Raw genomic sequence first — 17,370 nt, forward strand, 5'->3', positions numbered from 1 at the left:
ATCACCCGTGTCGTTGTTGCTTCGCCTTGCCGTGCTACAGCACTGTCTGCGGATTCGCGCCTAGACACGAATGATTTGGAAATGGACGTAATACCCCCATACGGTCGATGGCCCGGGCGGGGGCGCGGAGTCAAAGAAGCTGCACCCGATCCACGCGGCAGCGACCCACGTCCGTCACCCGTCACTGGCTCAGGATGATCTGAAAAATCACGCCCGTGGCAATTGCCACAAGCAGGTAGTCCGGTCCATTTTGGACCCAGTAATACCCACGCGGAGGCGGGGAAAGGTGGTGGCCGCGCCAGTCGTTCACCACGTAATGGTTGGTGCGATACTGGGGCGGCATACGTCCGCCACGGTACCAGTTGTGCTCCGGCCCCGCGCCACGTTCACTGTGCATGCGGGGGCCCCGTGGCGGTTCACCCGGGCGGTACGACGGGGCCATCTGCGGGCGGTTGCCTGGCCGTGCATTGCTGGGTCCATGTGACGGTCTCTGCTGCACATGGCGCCCTGGCTGCACGTGGCGCTCTTGCTGTACACGGCGCTCTTGCTGCCTGTCATCGCTTTGACCGCGGTGGTTGTTCGGCTGGGCGAATGCCAACGACGAAGTCGCCAGCATTGCAACGGCCACAGATGCAATACCTGCGCGATAGAGTGCCTGTTTCATACGTTTCCCTTTCGAGGTCTCAAAGACCGGCAACGACGCCTCCATTGTCGGAACGACAGGTGTCTAGGTATGTAGGAGCAATGCGCGTTCGGCGCACCTGGCAATGGGATGTACTTCTGTTTCCAAATCATTCGCGTCCAGGCGCGAAGCCGCACACAGTGCTGTGCACGGCAAGGCGGAGCAACAACGACGCCAGAAGAGTTTTGTGAGTCGCTCTTAGAAATGGAATAACGTGTCTCAAAACCACGCCCGGGCCTGGCTCGTCGCTGCGGAGACAGGCCCGGGGGTGACCACTGCTGACAATCTCTCCCATGGGAACCCTCTACCTTGTGCGCCATGGCCAGGCCTCGTTTGGCGCGGACGACTACGACCAGCTCAGCCCCCTGGGCCGCCAGCAAGCGGTGCGCCTGGGTGAATACTGGCGCGAACGCGGCCAGCGCTTTGATGCGGTATTGCTGGGCACATTGCGCCGCCACACGCAAACCCTGGAGGGTATTGCCGAAGGCCTGCCGGGCCTGCCCCCTTCCATCGCCTTGCCGGGCCTGAACGAATACGACAGCCTGGCGCTGATCCGCGCCATCCACAACGAACCACTGCAAAAGCCCGACACGCCCGAGCTGTACCGCCACCACTTCCGCCTGCTGTGCGATGCCATTGCGCAGTGGATGGCCGGCGTCATCAGCCCGCAGGGCATGCCGAGCTGGGAGGATTTCTCGGCCGGCGTGCGCGGCGCGCTCGACAAGGTGCGCCACGACCACGCGGGCCAGAACGTGCTGCTGGTGAGCAGCGGCGGCCCTATCTCCACGGCCGTCGGCGAGGTACTGGGCACGGCGCCGGAAGTGACCATCGCGCTGAACATGCGCATCCGCAACAGCGCGGTGACCGAGTTCAGCGTGTCGCCCAAGCGGTTGATGCTGCAGACCTTCAACACGCTGCCGCACCTCAATGACGCGCAGCATGCGGGAATGGTGACGCACGCCTGATTTAGGCTTTTGCGCTTATTGATATTGCATTTGCAGCTATTGTTTCGATAGTTGATGTGGTGCTTTTGTTGAGGGCGGGTGCCGGGATGTGCCCCCGGCGGGGCACCTTCTTTTCTTGTCTCGCCAAGAAAAGAAGGCAAAAGAAAGCGACCCTACTGTCTGCGACCCTCCGCTTCGCTCCGGGCAACCTGCGGTGCTTGGTGCTGGCGGGGTCTCGCTCGAACTCGCGCCTGCGGCGCTCAGACAATCGCGAGCCCTGATCCGCCAACCCCAGTGCGCCGCAGGCGCATACAGAAGGGGGTGGTAGCCCAACATCCACACGGGCCATCGCTGCGCTCGGCCCCAAGGGGCGCAGGCGCTACGCGCCGCGAACGCGGGGCCGAGCGCAGCGATGGCCCGAAAGGGCTGTTTTCTCCCCACCCCTTGTGGCTGCGCCTGCGGCGGGGTGCTTGCGGGGTGGCATGCGCGCCCCCGCGCGCATGCTTCGTGAACTGACTTGCCGCGTCTGTCTGAATGGAGCGCGCCAGCGCGAAGTGAGTTACGCGGCGCACCCCGCAAGCGCCCCGACGCAGGTTTGCCCCTTCGCACAGCGAAGGGGTCGCAGACTGGGGGGCGCGTTTCTTTGCCTCCTTTCTTGTCGCGCGACAAGAAAGGAGGTCGCCCGCCGGGGCGAGTCCCGGCTCCCGCCCTCAAAAAACACTACGTCAACTATTAAAACAATAGCTACCAGCGCTTACCTAACAAACGCCAACAGCCAAAAATCCATCAAACATCGCACCGCGCCACCAGCGATTCCAACGGCAACGCACACAACTCCCCCAGCAACGCCGCCAGTTGCACACCCGCCGCCTCCACCACCGCCCGCCCCTTCTCGGCCGTCGCCTCGGCCGCATTGCCGACCGCGCCCGCCGGGTGGTAGTCCTGCATGGCCCAGCCCATCTTGGCGCTCTTGCCGTTGCCCAGGAGAGCGTAGCGTTCGGCCCGGTCCTGCGAGGTGGAGCGGAAATCGCGCGCCTGGTCCATGCGCACCGTCTGGGGCGCCAGGTGCAGCATCATCGACGTCTCGATCTCGCCCGCATGGATGCCGAAACGGTGCTCCTGCGCACTGAACAGCGCCTGCACGTCGCCCGGCAGCGGCAGGCTGAACCAACTGCTGCTGTAGACCAGCAGGCCGTGGTGCTGGCGCAGCTCGCGCGCAACGATGTCCATCACGCTGACCTGGCCCCCGTGGCCGTTGAGCAGCAGGAGCTTTTTGACCCCGGCACGCGCCACGCAGGCGCCGATCTCGGTCCACAGCGCGATCACCGTGGCGGGCGCGAGCGACAGCGTGCCGGGGTAGGCCAGGTGCTCGGTGCTCAAACCCACCACCTGCGGCGGCAGGAACAGCGTCGGCAGGTTGGCGGGCAGCAGCGGCAGCGCGGCGTCGATCACGCCCTGCAGCAGCGTGGCATCCACACTGAGCGGCAGGTGCGGCCCGTGCTGCTCGATGGCAGCCACGGGCAGCACGGCCACGGTGTGCGCGGCCTGGCCGCTGGCCTGCAGGCGCGCAAAGTCGCGCGTGGTCAGATCGGCCCAGAAGCGCGAGGGCAAGGCAGAAAGGGGCGCATTGGAAGTCATGCCCCGCATGGTAGTGGAGACGGCTGCGCTGTGGCGCACCCACATCCCGCTACCATCGCCCCATGACCGAAGAACTGTTCCGCCAGGACGCCCGGCTGCACGCATGCAGCGCCCGCATTACCGCCTGCACCGACGCTGGCATTGGGCGGAACCGCACCATGCTCTACCCACTGGGCAATGGCGCCCTTGTGGCCCACACCTTCGGAATCGAGAAAAAATGCGCCTCCGCCCACCGGGTCGTCTGGGACTTTGCCGCCTGAGCCCCCGGAACCAAAACACACGCCCCCGGCTCCCACAGGACGACCATGTCCCATCGCACCTTCCACCGTTTTCTGTTCGCTCTTGTTTTCATAGCTGCCAGCGCAGGATGGACAAGCGCCAACGCCCAATTCAGTAACAAACCCGCCCTTGCCACCAGCAGCGTGGTGAGCACGCCGCAGGTACGCGCCGAGCTGGTGGCCCATGCCCCCGAGGGGCTGACACCGGGCCAGACCGTGTGGGTGGGCCTGTGGCTGACGCACCAGAGGGACTGGCATACCTACTGGAAGAACCCCGGCGATTCGGGCCTGCCCACCGAGCTGACCTGGGAGCTGCCGCCCGGCCTGGACATGGGCGAGACCGCCTGGCCTGTGCCCCGGCTGTTCCGCATCGGCAAGCTGGCCAACTACGGCTACGACGGACAGGTGCTGCTGGCCGCGCCGATGCAGGTACCCGCCAGCTTCAAACCCCCGCCGGGCGGCATGGGCCAGATCGACATCCGCCTGCGCGCCACCTGGCTGGCCTGCCGCGTGGAATGCATCCCCGAAGAGGGCAGCTTCGTGCTGCAACTGCCGGTGCGCAGCTCTACCGCCATGCACAGCGCCCTGTTCGCACAGGCGCAAGGTGCCCAGCCGCAGCCCCTGCAGGGCCAGAGCCACATCACCGTGGAGGGCGAACGCCTGCAACTGCGCGTGACCGGCCTGCCTGCCAGCGTGCACGGCCAGCCGCTCGAAGTGTTTGCCGAAACCCCGGCCGTGCTGGTGCCCGCCGCCGTGCCCGGCCAGGACTGGACGCAGGTCTGGCAGGGCGACACCTGGACGGCCAGCCTGCCGCTCTCGCCCGAACGCGGCGCCAGCCCGGTACAACTGCCGCTGGTGCTGGCCCCCGAGGGCCGCAGTGCGGGCGACGCGCCCCAGGGCTGGCATACCGTGGCCGCCGTCGAGGGGCAATGGAGCCGTGCGGCGCCGCTCACGGGCGTGTCCCCCGCGCTGGCCGCGGCCCTGGCGGCCAACCAAAACACCCCGCAACCCCCTGCCGCATCCGGCGGCGCGCTGCTCACGGCCCTGCTGGGCGGCCTGATTGGCGGGTTGCTGCTCAATCTCATGCCCTGCGTCTTCCCGGTGCTGGCCATCAAGGTGATGGGCTTTGCCCGGCATGGCAACCACCAGCGCGCGCAGCGCCTGGGCGGCGTGGCCTACACCGCTGGCGTGGTGCTGTCCTTCATGGCGCTGGGCGGCCTGCTGCTGGCCCTGCGCGCGGCGGGCGAGCAACTGGGCTGGGGCTTTCAGCTCCAGTCGCCCACCGTGGTGGCGGTGCTGGCGCTGCTCTTTACGCTGATCGGGCTGAACCTGGCAGGCGTGTTCGAGTTCGGCCAGTTCGTGCCCGGGCGCCTGGCCACGCTGCAGGCGCGCCACCCGGCGGGCGATGCCTTTTTGACCGGCGTGCTGGCCGTGGCCATCGCCTCGCCGTGCACGGCGCCCTTCATGGGCGCGGCCCTGGGTTTTGCCATCGACATGCCCGCGCCGCAGGCGCTGGCCGTGTTTGCCGCGCTGGGCGTCGGCATGGCCCTGCCCTACCTGCTGGCCGCCTGGGTTCCTGCCGTGGTGGGCTGGCTGCCGCGCCCCGGCGCGTGGATGGACACCTTCCGCCGTGCCATGGCCTTCCCCATGTTTGCCACCGTGGTGTGGTTGGTGTGGGTGCTGGGCCAGCAAAGCGGCATCGATGGCGCCGGCGCCCTGCTGGCGCTGCTGGTGGCGGGCAGCAGCGTGGTGTGGGCACTGACGCTGCGGGGCCGCACGCGCATCGTTATTGCTTCTGTTTTGATAGCATTTAGCGCATGGTTGGCGGGCACCATCGGCCCGAATGTGCTCCAACCCATGGAGGCACCGGCCCCCGTGGCGGGCGTGGGCAGCGCCCCCGGTGCGCTGTGGCAACCCTGGTCGGCCCAGCGTGTGCAGGAACTGACGGCGCAAGGCAAACCGGTGTTCGTGGACTTCACCGCCGCCTGGTGCGTGACCTGCCAGTACAACAAGCGCAACGCCCTGCAGGACGCTGGCGTGCTGGCCGACTTTGACAAGCGCGGCGTGACGCTGCTGCGCGCCGACTGGACGCGGCGCGACAGCGCCATCACCACCGCGCTGGCCCAGCTGGGCCGCAACGGCGTGCCGGTGTACGTGCTGCTGGCCCCCGGCCGCGCGCCCGTGGTGATGAGCGAGATCCTCAGCGTGTCGGAACTGCGGGCCGCGCTGGCCCTGCTCTGAAAGAGTCCCGGCCGATTTCCGCAGGCCTTTGTGGGGTCATGTAGTCAGGCTGTCACATCCGGTTGTTGCAATGGCAGGAAGCCATCGGCGCCTTCTGTGCGAAGGCCCTGTTGCGCTTGGGATGACCTGCACAACCCTCGCGAGTCGGTGGTAGTGCGGATCGGGATGGGCCACAAGGCGTCTTTTTGCGGCCAATAGCTCGGCTATTGGCAAGAAAAGCAACGCAGTGGACCGCCCGAGGCCGCGCTATCGCAGACCGCAGGGAGTTGTGCAGGTCATCCCTGACCTTTTCAACAACTATCGGAATTGTTCCCATGAAAAAATCCCTGATCGCCCTGGCCGTGCTCGGCACATTTGCGGGCATCGCCGCGGCCCAATCCAATGTCACCCTGTACGGGCGCGCCGACGCCGCACTGGGCAAGCCCTTTGGCGGCAAGTCGCAAATGATCAGCAACTACAAGGAAACCTCCATGCTGGGCGTGCGCGGCGTGGAAGACCTGGGTGGCGGCCTGAAGGCGTCCTTCAACTTCGAACAAGGCATCAACATTGAAGACGGCGCCCTGACGGGCGGCGCGGCAGGCGCCTGGAACCGCGCGGCCTGGCTGGCCGTCGGCGGCGGCTTTGGCGAGTTCGCCATGGGCCGCATGACCACGGCGCAGAACCGCACCATGGGCATGTTCGACCTCAACGGCACGGCCAACAACACCTCGGCGCTGAAGAACCTCGGCCTGGACGCCGACGGTTCGCTGGGCGGCAACCGCGCCAACAGCCAGTTCATGTACACCTCGCCCAATCTGAGCGGCTTCCAGGCGCGTGCATCGGTGATCATGAAGGAAGACAAGGCCGCCCCCGCCGCCGGCGCTGCCGACACGCGCAAGGGCTCGTACCAGTTGGCTGCCAGCTACAAGAGCGGCCCGCTGAGCCTGGGCGCCGTGGTGCAGAGCAAGCTGGCCGAAGGCGCCAACAACCGCACCGGCTATGCCCTGGGCGCACGCTACGACTTCCAGTCCTTCCTGGTCAGCGCGCTGTACACGCAGGACGAATCCAGGAGCACCGGCAAGGGCTTTGGCCTGGGTGTGGCCATGCCGCTGGGGGCCTGGGTACTGGGCGCGCAGGTGGCCCGCGTGACGGACAACCCCAACCCCGCCCGCGAAGACGCCACGGCCTACGAGCTGTTCGCCAACTACTACCTGTCCAAGCGCACCATGCTCTACGCGGGCTACGGCGGCCTCGACAGCGCCGGCAAGGCGGTCAAGGGCACGACCGGCTCCAACACCTTCGGCCTGGGCCTGGTGCACAAGTTCTGACCCGCGGCGGCGCATGCCGCCGACCTCTTCCTGCCGTTGCCTGCGGGGGCGGCAAGCTTTAGCTAACGCCGCGCCTTGCGCGGCGTTAGCACTTTTCAGGCCCCCCCACACGCTCCCACGCGGTGCGCTACCCACCAAGGGGCCGTTTTTTGCCTTGGGGCGACCCGGCGGCAAAAAAAAGAGCCGCCAATGAAGCAGCTCTTTTCCCGGTCGCTCGCAATGAAGTCCCTCGCACACACCGGGCGCCCTTGTCACCCTCAACAAAGGGTTTGACCTGCTCACACGGCGTTGCTGGCGCTATTGTGTGCCCGGCGCATGACATGGGCATGACCAAAGCGCAGCGCACGGGGCGACCGCCCGTGTTGCCGCGTGCAAGGCGATGGCCATTCTGGAAGGCGATCGCACAGGGGCATTGCAGCGAGGAAACGACGGGCCTTGTGGCCGTTTCAATGGCGGTCGCCAACAGAGGGCTCCGGCCCCATGGCGCCTTCTTGCTTTTTGTCGTTGACAGCGGGCTGGGCGCAATTTTTGAAGGCCCTCCTGCGCTTTCTGGGTCATGTTGCTTGCGGACATGCGGGTTTGTGCCCGCGTTGGAATGGCCGCTAATGCAAAATTTTGCACCCCCCTTCCGCGTGGAACCACACGCCTGTGCCAACCATGGAGGGTCGACGGTGTCTGCACTGCGCTATAACCCAGCCAATGACAACACCCTTACCTCCCAACGTCGACACCGACGCAGCCATCACCACCCTGCTGCGCGAGTGCCGCTCCATTGCCGTGGTGGGCCTCTCGCCCAAGGCGCACCGCGACAGCCACCATGTGGCGCTGTACCTGCAGCAGCAGGGCTACCGCATCGTGCCGGTGAACCCGCTGGCCACCGAAATTTTGGGTGAACGCTGCTGGCCTTCGCTGACCGAGGCCGCCCGGCATGTGCAGATCGACCTGGTGGACGTTTTTCGCCAGAGCGACGAGGTTCCAGCCATTGCCGATGAAGCCATTGCCATCGGCGCGCGGGGCCTGTGGCTGCAGTTGGGCGTGCACCACAACGCTGCCTGCGAGCACGCCCGCGCCGCCGGCTTGGCTGTGGTGCAGGACAAATGCACCCTGGTGGAACACCAGCGACTCAACGCCCTGGACGGAGCCGCACAGGGACGCCCGGCGAGCTAGGCGACAATCGGGGGATGAGTTACGCCCCCCTGACCAATGACACCTTCCTGCGCGCCTGCCGGCGCCAGGCCACCGACTACACCCCCCTGTGGCTGATGCGCCAGGCGGGCCGCTACCTGCCCGAATACAAGGCCACGCGCGCGCGCGCCGGCAGCTTCATGGGCCTGGCCACCAACGTGGACTACGCCACTGAAGTGACCTTGCAGCCGCTCGACCGCTTCCCGCTCGACGCCGCCATTTTGTTCAGCGACATCCTGACCGTGCCTGACGCCATGGGCCTGGGCCTGACATTCGCCGAGGGTGAAGGCCCGCGCTTTGCCAAGCAGGTGCGCGACGAAGCCGCTGTGGCCGAACTCGCCGTACCCGACATGGACAAGCTGCGCTATGTGTTCGACGCCGTCACCAGCATCCGCAAGGCATTGAATGGCCGCGTGCCGCTGATCGGCTTCTCGGGCAGCCCCTGGACGCTGGCCTGCTACATGGTCGAAGGCAAGGGCAGCGACGACTACCGCCTCGTCAAAAGCCTGATGTACAGCCGCCCCGACCTGATGCACCGCATCCTGGCCGTGAATGCCGACGCCGTGGCGCAGTACCTGAACGCCCAGATCGACGCGGGCGCCCAAGCCGTGATGGTGTTCGACAGCTGGGGCGGCGTGCTGGCCGATGGCGCGTTCCAGCAGTTCAGCCTGGAATACACCCGCCGCGTGCTCGCGCAGCTCAAGCGCACCGGCGTCGATGGCCAGGACGTGCCGCGCATCGTCTTCACCAAGGGCGGCGGTATCTGGCTCGAAGACATGAAGGACATCGACTGCGAGGTGCTGGGCCTGGACTGGACGGCCAACCTGGGCAAGGCGCGCGCCATCGTGGGTGGCCAGGTGGGTGGCCCCGGCAAGGCGCTGCAGGGCAATATCGACCCGAACGTGCTGTTCGCCCCGCCCGCGCAGATTGCGAGCCAGGTGCACGCCGTGCTCGACAGCTTTGGCAAGCCCCACACCGACCGCACGACGACCGGCCCGACGCACATCTTCAACCTGGGCCACGGCATCAGCCAGTTCACCCCGCCCGAGCATGTGACCGCGCTGGTCGAAGCCGTGCACAGCTATTCGCGCGCGCTGCGCCAGCGTTGAGCCTGGACGTCGCCCGCGCGGCGCCACTTATGCACACGGACGGCCCAGCGGGCACTGCAGCCGGTTCTCCTGGCCGCATGCGTGCAAAGTGGCAGCCAATCCATGGCATCAACGTAAGTGGTTGATTCATAAGGCGGCAAAGGCAATGCCTTTTTGGCAGGCAAAGCGACCAAAGCACGACGGCACAAGGGCTTGCGCGACCCACCAACGGGATATCAACAAAGTTATCCACAGAAAAGTGGGATGACTCCAAAAACCCTTGTCGCCACAAGCACTTGCGGCCGAAATGCAAAAAAATGAGTGAACTGGACACCCTGATTGACGCTATTGCGATCCACCGCCGCCCGCTGACGCGCCACGGACACTTGACTTGTGCACATTTCTGGGGGAGCGGCATTGCTGCGACCCACCCCATGCCCTGCAAGGCGCATGCTGTCGTAGCAAGTCATTGATTCAAAAGGTATTTTTTGCACCGCAGCAATTTTCTGCTTCTAGCACCGATACAACGCGGCCAAGCTCCATACGGCCTGGCGGACAGGATGTCAACAAAGTTATCCACAGAATGCGGCCCGGCCTGTGCAAATGCCTGAAAATCAAGGCATTTGCCCTGATCGCCCCTCCGTGACCGCCCTCACCTACACCGTGCAGGTGGCCGTCAACACCCCGTCGCACAGCGGCGTGGACGACCTGCTCGACTACACCAGCACACAACCGCTTGCTCCCGGCACGCTGGTGCGGGTGCCCCTGGGCCGGCGCGAGGTGCTGGGCGTGGTGTGGGACACACCGGCCAATGCCCCGGGCACATCCCCCCACCAGTTGCGCGCCGTGGCTGGGGTGCTGGAAGGCCTGGCCCCGCTGAACGCCCCCTGGCGCCGTCTGGTGGCTTTTGCGGCGCGCTACTACCAGCGCAGCCTGGGCGAGGTGGCCCTGGCCGCGCTGCCCCCGCAACTGCGCGACCTGCAGCCCGAACAGCTGGCACGCCGCCTGCGCCGCGCCAGCACACAGGGCGACACCTTCAACGCTACGCCTTTGATAGCGCTCAGCGCAGAACAGGAAAGCGCTAGAGCCGAAATTGATGCTAAAAAAGGCCCGTTCCTGCTGTTTGGCAGCACCGGCAGCGGCAAGACCGAGGTCTATCTGCGCTGCGTGCAGGACCTGCTAGCGCGCAGCCCCACCGCCCAGGCGCTGGTGATGGTGCCCGAGATCAACCTCACGCCGCAACTGGAAGAGCGTTTTGTGGCCCGCTTTGGCGGGGGCAGCGTCGTCTCGCTGCACAGCGGCATGACGAACCCGCAGCGCCTCAAAAGCTGGCTGGCGGCGCACAGCGGGCAGGCACGCATTGTGTTGGGCACGCGCATGGCGGTGTTTGCATCGCTGCCGGGCCTGGGCCTGATCGTCGTGGACGAGGAGCACGACCCCAGCTACAAGCAGCAGGAAGGCGCCCGCTACTCGGCGCGCGACCTGGCGGTGTGGCGCGGGCGCGAACAGGGCGCCAAGGTCCTCCTCGGCTCGGCCACGCCCTCGCTGGAGAGCTGGCATGCCAGCCGCCCGCCCAGCGCGGATGACCCCGAGGGCGGTCGCTACCAGCGGCTGGCCATGCCCAGCCGCATTGGCGCCGCGCAGTTGCCCCGCGTGCGCCGCGTGGACATGAACCACCAGCCCCGGCGCACCGTGTTCTCGGCCCCGCTGCTGGCCGCCATGACGCAGCGCATCGCGCGTGGCGAGCAGTGCATGGTGCTGCTCAACCGCCGGGGCTATGCCCCGGTGCTGCACTGCCAGGATTGCGGCTGGAAAAGCGACTGCCCGCACTGCAGCGCACACCAGGTGTTCCACAAGATCGACCGCAGCCTGCGCTGCCACCACTGCGGCTTTGCCGTGCGCGTGCCGCACGCCTGCCCCGGCTGTGGCAGCCCCGACATCGTGGCCCTGGGCCGGGGCACCGAGCAGCTCGAAGAACAACTGGCCGCCCTGATGGCCCACGTGCAGCGCCCGGACGGCGGCCCCGTGCGCGTGGCGCGCATCGACGCCGACAGCACCCGCGCCAAGGGTGCGCTGCAAAGCCAGCTGGCCCAGGTGCACGCGGGCGAGGTCGATGTGCTGGTGGGTACGCAAATGATCGCCAAGGGCCACGACTTTCGCCGCATCACCCTGGTGGCGGCGGTGCAGCCCGACGGCGCCCTGTTCTCCAGCGACTTTCGCGCGCCCGAGCGCCTGCTGGCCTTGCTCATGCAGGCGGCAGGCCGGGCCGGGCGCGACGCGGCCTATATGGCAGCGCAGGGAACGCAGTGCGAAATGTGGGTGCAAAGCTTTCACCCGCAGCACGCCGTGTTCGAGGCCCTGCGCACGCACGACTACCCGGCTTTTGCCGCGCAGCAGCTCAAGGAACGCGAGGAGGCCGCCATGCCGCCGTTTGCCTTCCAGGCCCTGGTGCGCGCCGATGCGCGCACGCAGGAGGTGGCCCAAGGCTTCCTCGCCGCAGCGAGCAGCGCCGCGCACGCCCACGGCCTGCCAGGGCTGGACCAGGTCACGCTCTACCCCCCGGTGCCGCTGACCATCCAGCGCGTGGCCCAGGTCGAGCGCGCCCAGATGCTTGTCGAGGGCAGCAGCCGCACCGCGCTGCAGCGCTTTCTGACCGCATGGCAGCCGGTGCTGCAGGCCACGCGGGGCCAGCCCGAGCACAAGGGACTGATCCGCTGGCTGGTGGATGTGGATCCGCTAGCGATTTGATAGATTTTGGGTCTTAAGCGCTTGCCGAATAAGCGCGGACAGCTATTGAATTACAAGCGATTCACCCGCTTGGTCGCCCGCTTCACCCGCAACGCCAGCGTTGACCGAATACCATTGACCGCATGGAATTCGATATCCGGACTCTCTCTGTGCTCCAAGGCATGGCCTGGGTCGTGTTTGCGCTGACCACCATGGTCATGGCGCGCGTACACCCCAAAGAGACTCACCTGCGCGACTGGACGCTGGGTGCCGTGCTGTGCCTGCTCGGCAGCGCGTTACACGCCTGGGGCACGCCGACGTCAGGTATCGCATCCCTCATCGCTGGCAATACGCTGCTGTGTGCAGGCGGCGGCGTGCTGTTCTTGGCCCTGTGCGGGCTGCTGGGCCAGCCGCAGCCGCGCTGGCTGCCATGGGCGGTCGCATGTATCAGCGTGCCGTCGCTGCTGTGGGCCACCTATGTGCAACCCAGCTTTTCGGCGCGCGTAGTGGTGGTTTCCTTGTTATTGGCAATACCCCTGATCGCATCAGCGTGGGCCGTTTGGCGCAATGAACAAACGCGCGAACCAGGACGCCTGCAATGGGTCAACCGGCTGATGCTGCTGGTGTTTGCGGGCGGCGCGGGCGTTTTTATTTGGCGGTTGGTCTATGCCGCATACAACCTGACCGAATCGAAGTCGATCTTTGCATCAAGCCCTTTGTACGCCGCGCCCTACCTCTGGTGCATTCTGTACAACGTCTGGATCCCCATTGCCATCGCGCTCACCGTCAGCGAGCGGCTGCAACGGGATCTGGCGCAGGCGCGTGACCGTGCCGATGCCGACAACGAGGCCAAGAGCCGCTTCCTGGCCACCATGAGCCACGAGATTCGCACGCCCATGAACGGCATTCTGGGCATGGCGCAAATGCTGCAACAGCCCACCATGGACTCATCGGCGCGACAAGAAGCGGCGCTGGTCATCGTGCAGTCGGGTCAAACCCTGCTGACACTGCTCAACGACATCCTGGACATTTCCAAAGTCGAAGCCGGCAAGTTTGAGCTGGCACCCGTGTCTTTCGAGCCTCATCAGTTGATCTGCGAAATCGAGAGCCTGTTCGCCGAATGCGCGCGCAACCAAGGCCTGCGCCTGCTCTCAGACTGGATCGGCCCACAAGACGCCCGTTACACCGCAGACGCCATGCGGCTGCGCCAGATGTTGTCGAACCTGGTCGGCAATGCGATCAAATTCACGCCCCAAGGCGAGGTGCGCATTGAGGCGCGTGAGTTAGCGCAGACCGGAGTCGGTGCCGTGCTGGAATTTTCCGTCACCGACACCGGCATCGGCCTGTCACAAGAGCAGAGCGCGCGGCTTTTCATGCCGTTCTCGCAGGCTGACAACTCCATCACGCGCGAATACGGCGGCAGCGGCCTGGGCTTGTCCATCGTGCGCCGCCTGGCGCGCCTGATGGGCGGCGACGCCGGGGTGCAAAGCCAGCCGGCCCAGGGCGCACGTTTCTGGTTCCGTGTACAGGTGGGCTTTGCTGCGGCGCCCGCAGCCGTGCTGGTGCCCGCAAGCCCACAGGGCATGTTGCAGCCGCCGACCACTCAAGGCGCGATGGTGCTGGTGGCGGAAGACAACGCCATCAACCGCGTCGTGATCACCGCCATGCTCGAACGCATAGGCCTGACCGCCGTGGTCGCCGAAGACGGCCAACAGGCCGCGCAACAACTGGAGCGGCTGCAGTGCAACGGCACGCCGCCAGCACTGGTTTTCATGGATATGCAGATGCCCGTGCTTGACGGCCTGGCCGCCACGCAGCACATCCGTGCCAAGGAAAAAACACAAAACCATGCGCGCGTGCCCATCATCGCGCTGACCGCAAACGCCTACGCCGAAGACCGCGAGCGCTGCCAGAGCGCCGGAATGGATGACTTCCTCGCCAAGCCAGTGAACTTTGCGCAGCTGCAAGCCATGGTGGATCGATGGATACGGCCCCGTACCACCGGCTGATATTTCAATCTTTTTGATGCGTGGCGCCTATGCACACAGCGTTAGCAGCCACAAAACCCAAACCGCGTGTAGGGCGGCGCAAAAACACGCGCTCAGGTCAGCAGCGCCACCGCTGCAGAGAAGCTCAGGAACGCCAGCGCTGTGGACACCAGAATGATGCGCGCGATGCGTCCGTTGTGCGCGCCAAAGCGCTCTGCCAGCAACGACACATTGCTGGCACTGGGCAGCGCGGCCAGCAGCACCAGCACGGTGAAGGCAAACGGGTCCAGCGGCACCCCCAGCGCCATGGCCGCGCGGCCCACCCCCCACACCAGCAGCGGGTGCACCAGCAGCTTGGCCAGCGCCACGGGCACGTAGTCGCGCACCAGCACGCGCTCGTGCTGGTTCATCTGCGAGCGTGCCAGCACGGCACCAATGGTGAACAGAGCCACTGGCGAGGCAGCATCGGCCAGCATGGCCACGGTTTTATCGACCGGCCCGGGCAAGGTGAACTGAAGGGCGGACGCCAGCGCACCCAACGCAATCGACCAGGGCATGGGGTTGGTCGCCATGCCCCGGAAGGCATTGCGCAGTGCGACACCCACGCCGTGGGAGCCCGCACCATCGAGGCGCGAGAGCGCGATGCACAGCGAACTGGTGAACACCATGTCCACCACGATGGTGACGATGGCCGGACCCGCACTTTGCGCGCCCAGCAGAGCGACGAGCAGCGGCACCCCCATGAACCCCGTGTTCGGGAATGCCGCCACCAGGGCGCCGAAGGCGGCGTCGTTCCAGCCGATGCGCGGCCCGCGCGTGGCCAGCACCGTGCCCGCCACCATCACCGACGCGCACAGCAGATACACGCCAGCCACCGCCGGGTCCAGGAGCTGCCCAATGGGCGTGGTGGCACCAAAGCGGTACAGCATGCACGGCAGCGCGAAATACAGCACGAAGGCATTGAGCCCCGGAATGGCCGGTTGCGGCAAAATGCCGCCGCGCGCGGCCAGATAGCCGCACAGCACCAGCGCAAAGAAGGGGAAGGTGATCAGCAGGACAGACAGCACGGGCGCTATTGTGGGGGTAGCGGCGGCGGCGCGCTTGCAAGAAACTGGCGGCCCCGCCATGACCCCTTGGCGCCATGCAAAATGCTGCGCCGGTATCATTGCCGCCCGACCCTCTCTGCCTGGACGCCCGCCTGCGCGGTTTCCGTTCGCTCCACCTCCCCCATGTCTTCTGGTCTCAACCTTGCCCAACTGCGCGCCGTGCATTACACCGAGGGCCCTTGCCTGGTGCTGGCCGGCGCGGGCTCGGGCAAGACGCGGGTGATTACGCACAAGATTGCACACATGATCGAGCGCGGCATGGAGCCCAAGGCCATCGCCGCGATCACCTTCACCAACAAGGCGGCGGCGGAGATGCGCGAGCGCGCCAAGAGCCTCATCGGGCGGCAGGCCAAAGACGTGCTGATCTGCACCTTCCACTCGCTGGGCGTGCGCCTGGTGCGGGAAGACGGCAAGCTCCTGGGCCTCAAACCCCAGTTCAGCATCATGGACAGCGACGACGTCACCAGCATCCTGAAAGATGCTGCCGGCGGCACCACCGACGCCGCCACCGCACGCCAATGGCAATGGACCATCAGCCTGTGGAAGAACATGGGCCTCACTGGCGCGCAGGCCCTGGCGCAGGCCAAGGACGACCACGAGCGCAGCATTGCCGTGCTGATGCAACGCTACGAAGAACGTTTGACGGCCTACCAGAGCGTGGATTTTGATGACCTGATCGGCCTGCCGCTCAAACTCTTGCGCGACTTCCCCGCGGTGCGCGAGAAATGGCAGCGCCAGCTCGGCCATGTGCTGGTGGACGAATACCAAGACACCAACGCCACGCAGTACGAGTTGCTGAAACTCCTGGTGGGCGAACAAGGCCACTTCACCGCCGTGGGCGACGATGACCAAAGCATCTACGGCTGGCGCGGCGCGACGCTGGACAACCTGAAAAAATTGCCGCTCGACTATCCCCAACTGCAGATCGTGAAGCTGGAGCAGAACTACCGTTCGACTTCCGCCATCCTGCGCGCCGCCAACAACGTCATCGGCCCCAACCCCAAGCTTTTCCCCAAAACGCTGTTCAGTGAACTGGGCGAGGGCGAGCCGGTGCGCGTGGTCGATGCCGACAGCGAAGAGCACGAGGCCGACCGCGCCGTGGCCCGCATCCAGAGCCTGCGTGCCGCCGCCAACCCGCCGCCGGATTGGAAGAGCTTTGCCATCCTCTACCGCGCCAACCACCAGGCCAAACCGTTCGAGAAGGCCCTGCGTCGCGCCAACATTCCGTACAAGGTGTCGGGCGGCACCAGCTTTTTTGACCGCGCAGAAATCCGCGACCTGTGCGCCTGGTTTCGGCTGTGGATCAACCAGGACGACGACCCGGCCTTCCTGCGGGCGATTACCGCGCCGAAGCGCGGCATTGGCCACACCACGCTGGGGGCATTGGGCGCTTTCGCCACGCAGCACAAGCAAGGCCTGTTCACTGCCCTGTTCTCGCCCATGCTGCCCGCCGCCCTGCCGCGCCGCGCGCTTGAGAGCCTGCACGAATTTGGCCGCTACGTGAACGACCTGGAATACCGGGCGCGGCACACCATGGGCGCGGAAAACGCCCGAACCTTTCTCTGCGACTGGCTGAAAGAGATCGATTACGAAAAACACCTCTACGACGGCGAAGACAGCGAAAAGGTCGCTGCCGCGCGCTGGACCAACGTGCTGGAGTTTTGCGACTGGATGGCGCAGCGCGCCGGGGGCCAGATCGACGACACGGCGGGCAGCGTGGTCGCCAGCGAGTCCAAAAGCCTGCTGGAAGTGGCGCAGACCATCGCACTGCTCTCTACCTTGTCGGACCGCGAGAAGGACCAGGACGTGGTCACGCTCTCGACCCTGCACGCCTCCAAGGGCCTGGAGTGGCCGCACGTCATCCTGGCCGGGGTCACGGAGGGCATGCTGCCTTTCAAGCTGGACGACGACGGGGGCAAGCAACTCAAGGTCAGCGACGAAACGCTGTCCCGCCTGCAGGAAGAGCGCCGATTGATGTACGTGGGCATCACCCGCGCCCAGCGCACGCTGGCCGTGAGCTGGACCAAGAAGCGCAAAAAGGGCCGCGAGATGGTGGCGGCGCAGCCCAGCCGCTTCATTGCGGAAATGGCGCTCGACAAGACCACTGCGCGCGAGGACCCGCGTGAAAAACTCAAGGCTTTGCGCGCCGAATTTGCGCGCAAAGCCCAGGCGCTCCAAACATAGAA

At 66.0% G+C, this 17,370-nt stretch carries 12 protein-coding genes; 9 read left to right on the forward strand and 3 right to left on the reverse strand.

Annotated features, from left to right (window positions below; all coding sequences use genetic code 11):
• Positions 1-181: 181 nt before the first annotated feature.
• The gene (locus C8D04_RS11295; protein ID WP_116004939.1) at positions 182-664 is read right to left on the reverse strand and encodes an RcnB family protein; all 483 of its coding nucleotides are present in this window, start codon (positions 662-664) and stop codon (positions 182-184) included.
• A 311-nt stretch (positions 665-975) separates the two neighbouring features.
• On the opposite strand from C8D04_RS11295, the gene C8D04_RS11300 reads away from it, so the two are divergent.
• The gene (locus C8D04_RS11300) at positions 976-1,647 is read left to right on the forward strand and encodes a histidine phosphatase family protein (RefSeq protein ID WP_116004940.1); all 672 of its coding nucleotides are present in this window, start codon (positions 976-978) and stop codon (positions 1,645-1,647) included.
• Positions 1,648-2,412: 765 nt separating this feature from the next.
• Here C8D04_RS11300 and C8D04_RS11305 read toward each other — a convergent pair.
• Positions 2,413-3,264 carry a creatininase family protein gene (locus C8D04_RS11305; protein WP_116006146.1) on the reverse strand — a complete coding sequence of 284 codons (852 nt, stop codon included), beginning with the start codon at positions 3,262-3,264 and terminating at the stop codon, positions 2,413-2,415.
• Positions 3,265-3,326: 62 nt separating this feature from the next.
• Between C8D04_RS11305 and C8D04_RS11310 the strand changes: the two genes are divergently transcribed.
• From C8D04_RS11310 to C8D04_RS11340, 7 genes are all read left to right on the forward strand, one after another.
• The gene (locus C8D04_RS11310; protein ID WP_116004941.1) at positions 3,327-3,524 is read left to right on the forward strand and encodes a hypothetical protein; all 198 of its coding nucleotides are present in this window, start codon (positions 3,327-3,329) and stop codon (positions 3,522-3,524) included.
• A 45-nt stretch (positions 3,525-3,569) separates the two neighbouring features.
• Positions 3,570-5,783: a thioredoxin family protein gene (locus C8D04_RS11315; protein ID WP_116004942.1), complete on the forward strand. Its 2,214-nt coding sequence runs from the start codon at positions 3,570-3,572 to the stop codon at positions 5,781-5,783.
• 314 nt (positions 5,784-6,097) lie between these two features.
• Complete coding sequence (locus C8D04_RS11320; protein WP_116004943.1) at positions 6,098-7,090, forward strand: porin; 993 nt, start codon at positions 6,098-6,100, stop codon at positions 7,088-7,090.
• Between the two features lie 699 nt (positions 7,091-7,789).
• Entirely contained in the window at positions 7,790-8,257 is a 468-nt protein-coding gene (locus tag C8D04_RS11325; RefSeq protein WP_116004944.1) for a CoA-binding protein, read from the forward strand.
• 14 nt (positions 8,258-8,271) lie between these two features.
• Positions 8,272-9,384: a uroporphyrinogen decarboxylase gene (gene hemE, locus C8D04_RS11330; protein WP_116004945.1), complete on the forward strand. Its 1,113-nt coding sequence runs from the start codon at positions 8,272-8,274 to the stop codon at positions 9,382-9,384.
• A gap of 582 nt (positions 9,385-9,966) precedes the next feature.
• Positions 9,967-12,111 (forward strand): primosomal protein N', encoded by a 2,145-nt coding sequence (gene priA / locus C8D04_RS11335; protein ID WP_116004946.1) that lies wholly within the window; start codon positions 9,967-9,969, stop codon positions 12,109-12,111.
• A gap of 122 nt (positions 12,112-12,233) precedes the next feature.
• Positions 12,234-14,099 (forward strand): ATP-binding protein, encoded by a 1,866-nt coding sequence (locus C8D04_RS11340; protein WP_116004947.1) that lies wholly within the window; start codon positions 12,234-12,236, stop codon positions 14,097-14,099.
• A gap of 92 nt (positions 14,100-14,191) precedes the next feature.
• Here C8D04_RS11340 and C8D04_RS11345 read toward each other — a convergent pair whose 3' ends face one another.
• Positions 14,192-15,145, reverse strand: a complete 954-nt coding sequence (locus C8D04_RS11345) for an AEC family transporter (RefSeq protein ID WP_116006147.1) — start codon at positions 15,143-15,145, stop codon at positions 14,192-14,194.
• Between the two features lie 162 nt (positions 15,146-15,307).
• On the opposite strand from C8D04_RS11345, the gene C8D04_RS11350 reads away from it, so the two are divergent.
• Positions 15,308-17,368, forward strand: a complete 2,061-nt coding sequence (locus tag C8D04_RS11350) for a UvrD-helicase domain-containing protein (RefSeq protein WP_116004948.1) — start codon at positions 15,308-15,310, stop codon at positions 17,366-17,368.
• Positions 17,369-17,370: the final 2 nt, after the last annotated feature.

The organism is Simplicispira sp. 125, assembly GCF_003096555.1.
Taxonomy (GTDB): Bacteria; Pseudomonadota; Gammaproteobacteria; order Burkholderiales; family Burkholderiaceae_C; genus Simplicispira.

Excerpts from the sequence above, each read along its gene's own strand:
- C8D04_RS11340 (WP_116004947.1), top strand. The coding sequence starts at position 12,234 with ATGGAATTCGATATCCGGACTCTCTCTGTGCTCCAAGGCATGGCCTGG.
- hemE (WP_116004945.1), top strand. The coding sequence starts at position 8,272 with ATGAGTTACGCCCCCCTGACCAATGACACCTTCCTGCGCGCCTGCCGG.
- C8D04_RS11310 (WP_116004941.1), top strand. The coding sequence starts at position 3,327 with ATGACCGAAGAACTGTTCCGCCAGGACGCCCGGCTGCACGCATGCAGC.
- C8D04_RS11315 (WP_116004942.1), top strand. The coding sequence starts at position 3,570 with ATGTCCCATCGCACCTTCCACCGTTTTCTGTTCGCTCTTGTTTTCATA.
- priA (WP_116004946.1), top strand. The coding sequence starts at position 9,967 with ATGCCTGAAAATCAAGGCATTTGCCCTGATCGCCCCTCCGTGACCGCC.
- C8D04_RS11305 (WP_116006146.1), bottom strand. The coding sequence starts at position 3,264 with ATGACTTCCAATGCGCCCCTTTCTGCCTTGCCCTCGCGCTTCTGGGCC.
- C8D04_RS11295 (WP_116004939.1), bottom strand. The coding sequence starts at position 664 with ATGAAACAGGCACTCTATCGCGCAGGTATTGCATCTGTGGCCGTTGCA.
- C8D04_RS11300 (WP_116004940.1), top strand. The coding sequence starts at position 976 with ATGGGAACCCTCTACCTTGTGCGCCATGGCCAGGCCTCGTTTGGCGCG.
- C8D04_RS11320 (WP_116004943.1), top strand. The coding sequence starts at position 6,098 with ATGAAAAAATCCCTGATCGCCCTGGCCGTGCTCGGCACATTTGCGGGC.
- C8D04_RS11350 (WP_116004948.1), top strand. The coding sequence starts at position 15,308 with ATGTCTTCTGGTCTCAACCTTGCCCAACTGCGCGCCGTGCATTACACC.
- C8D04_RS11325 (WP_116004944.1), top strand. The coding sequence starts at position 7,790 with ATGACAACACCCTTACCTCCCAACGTCGACACCGACGCAGCCATCACC.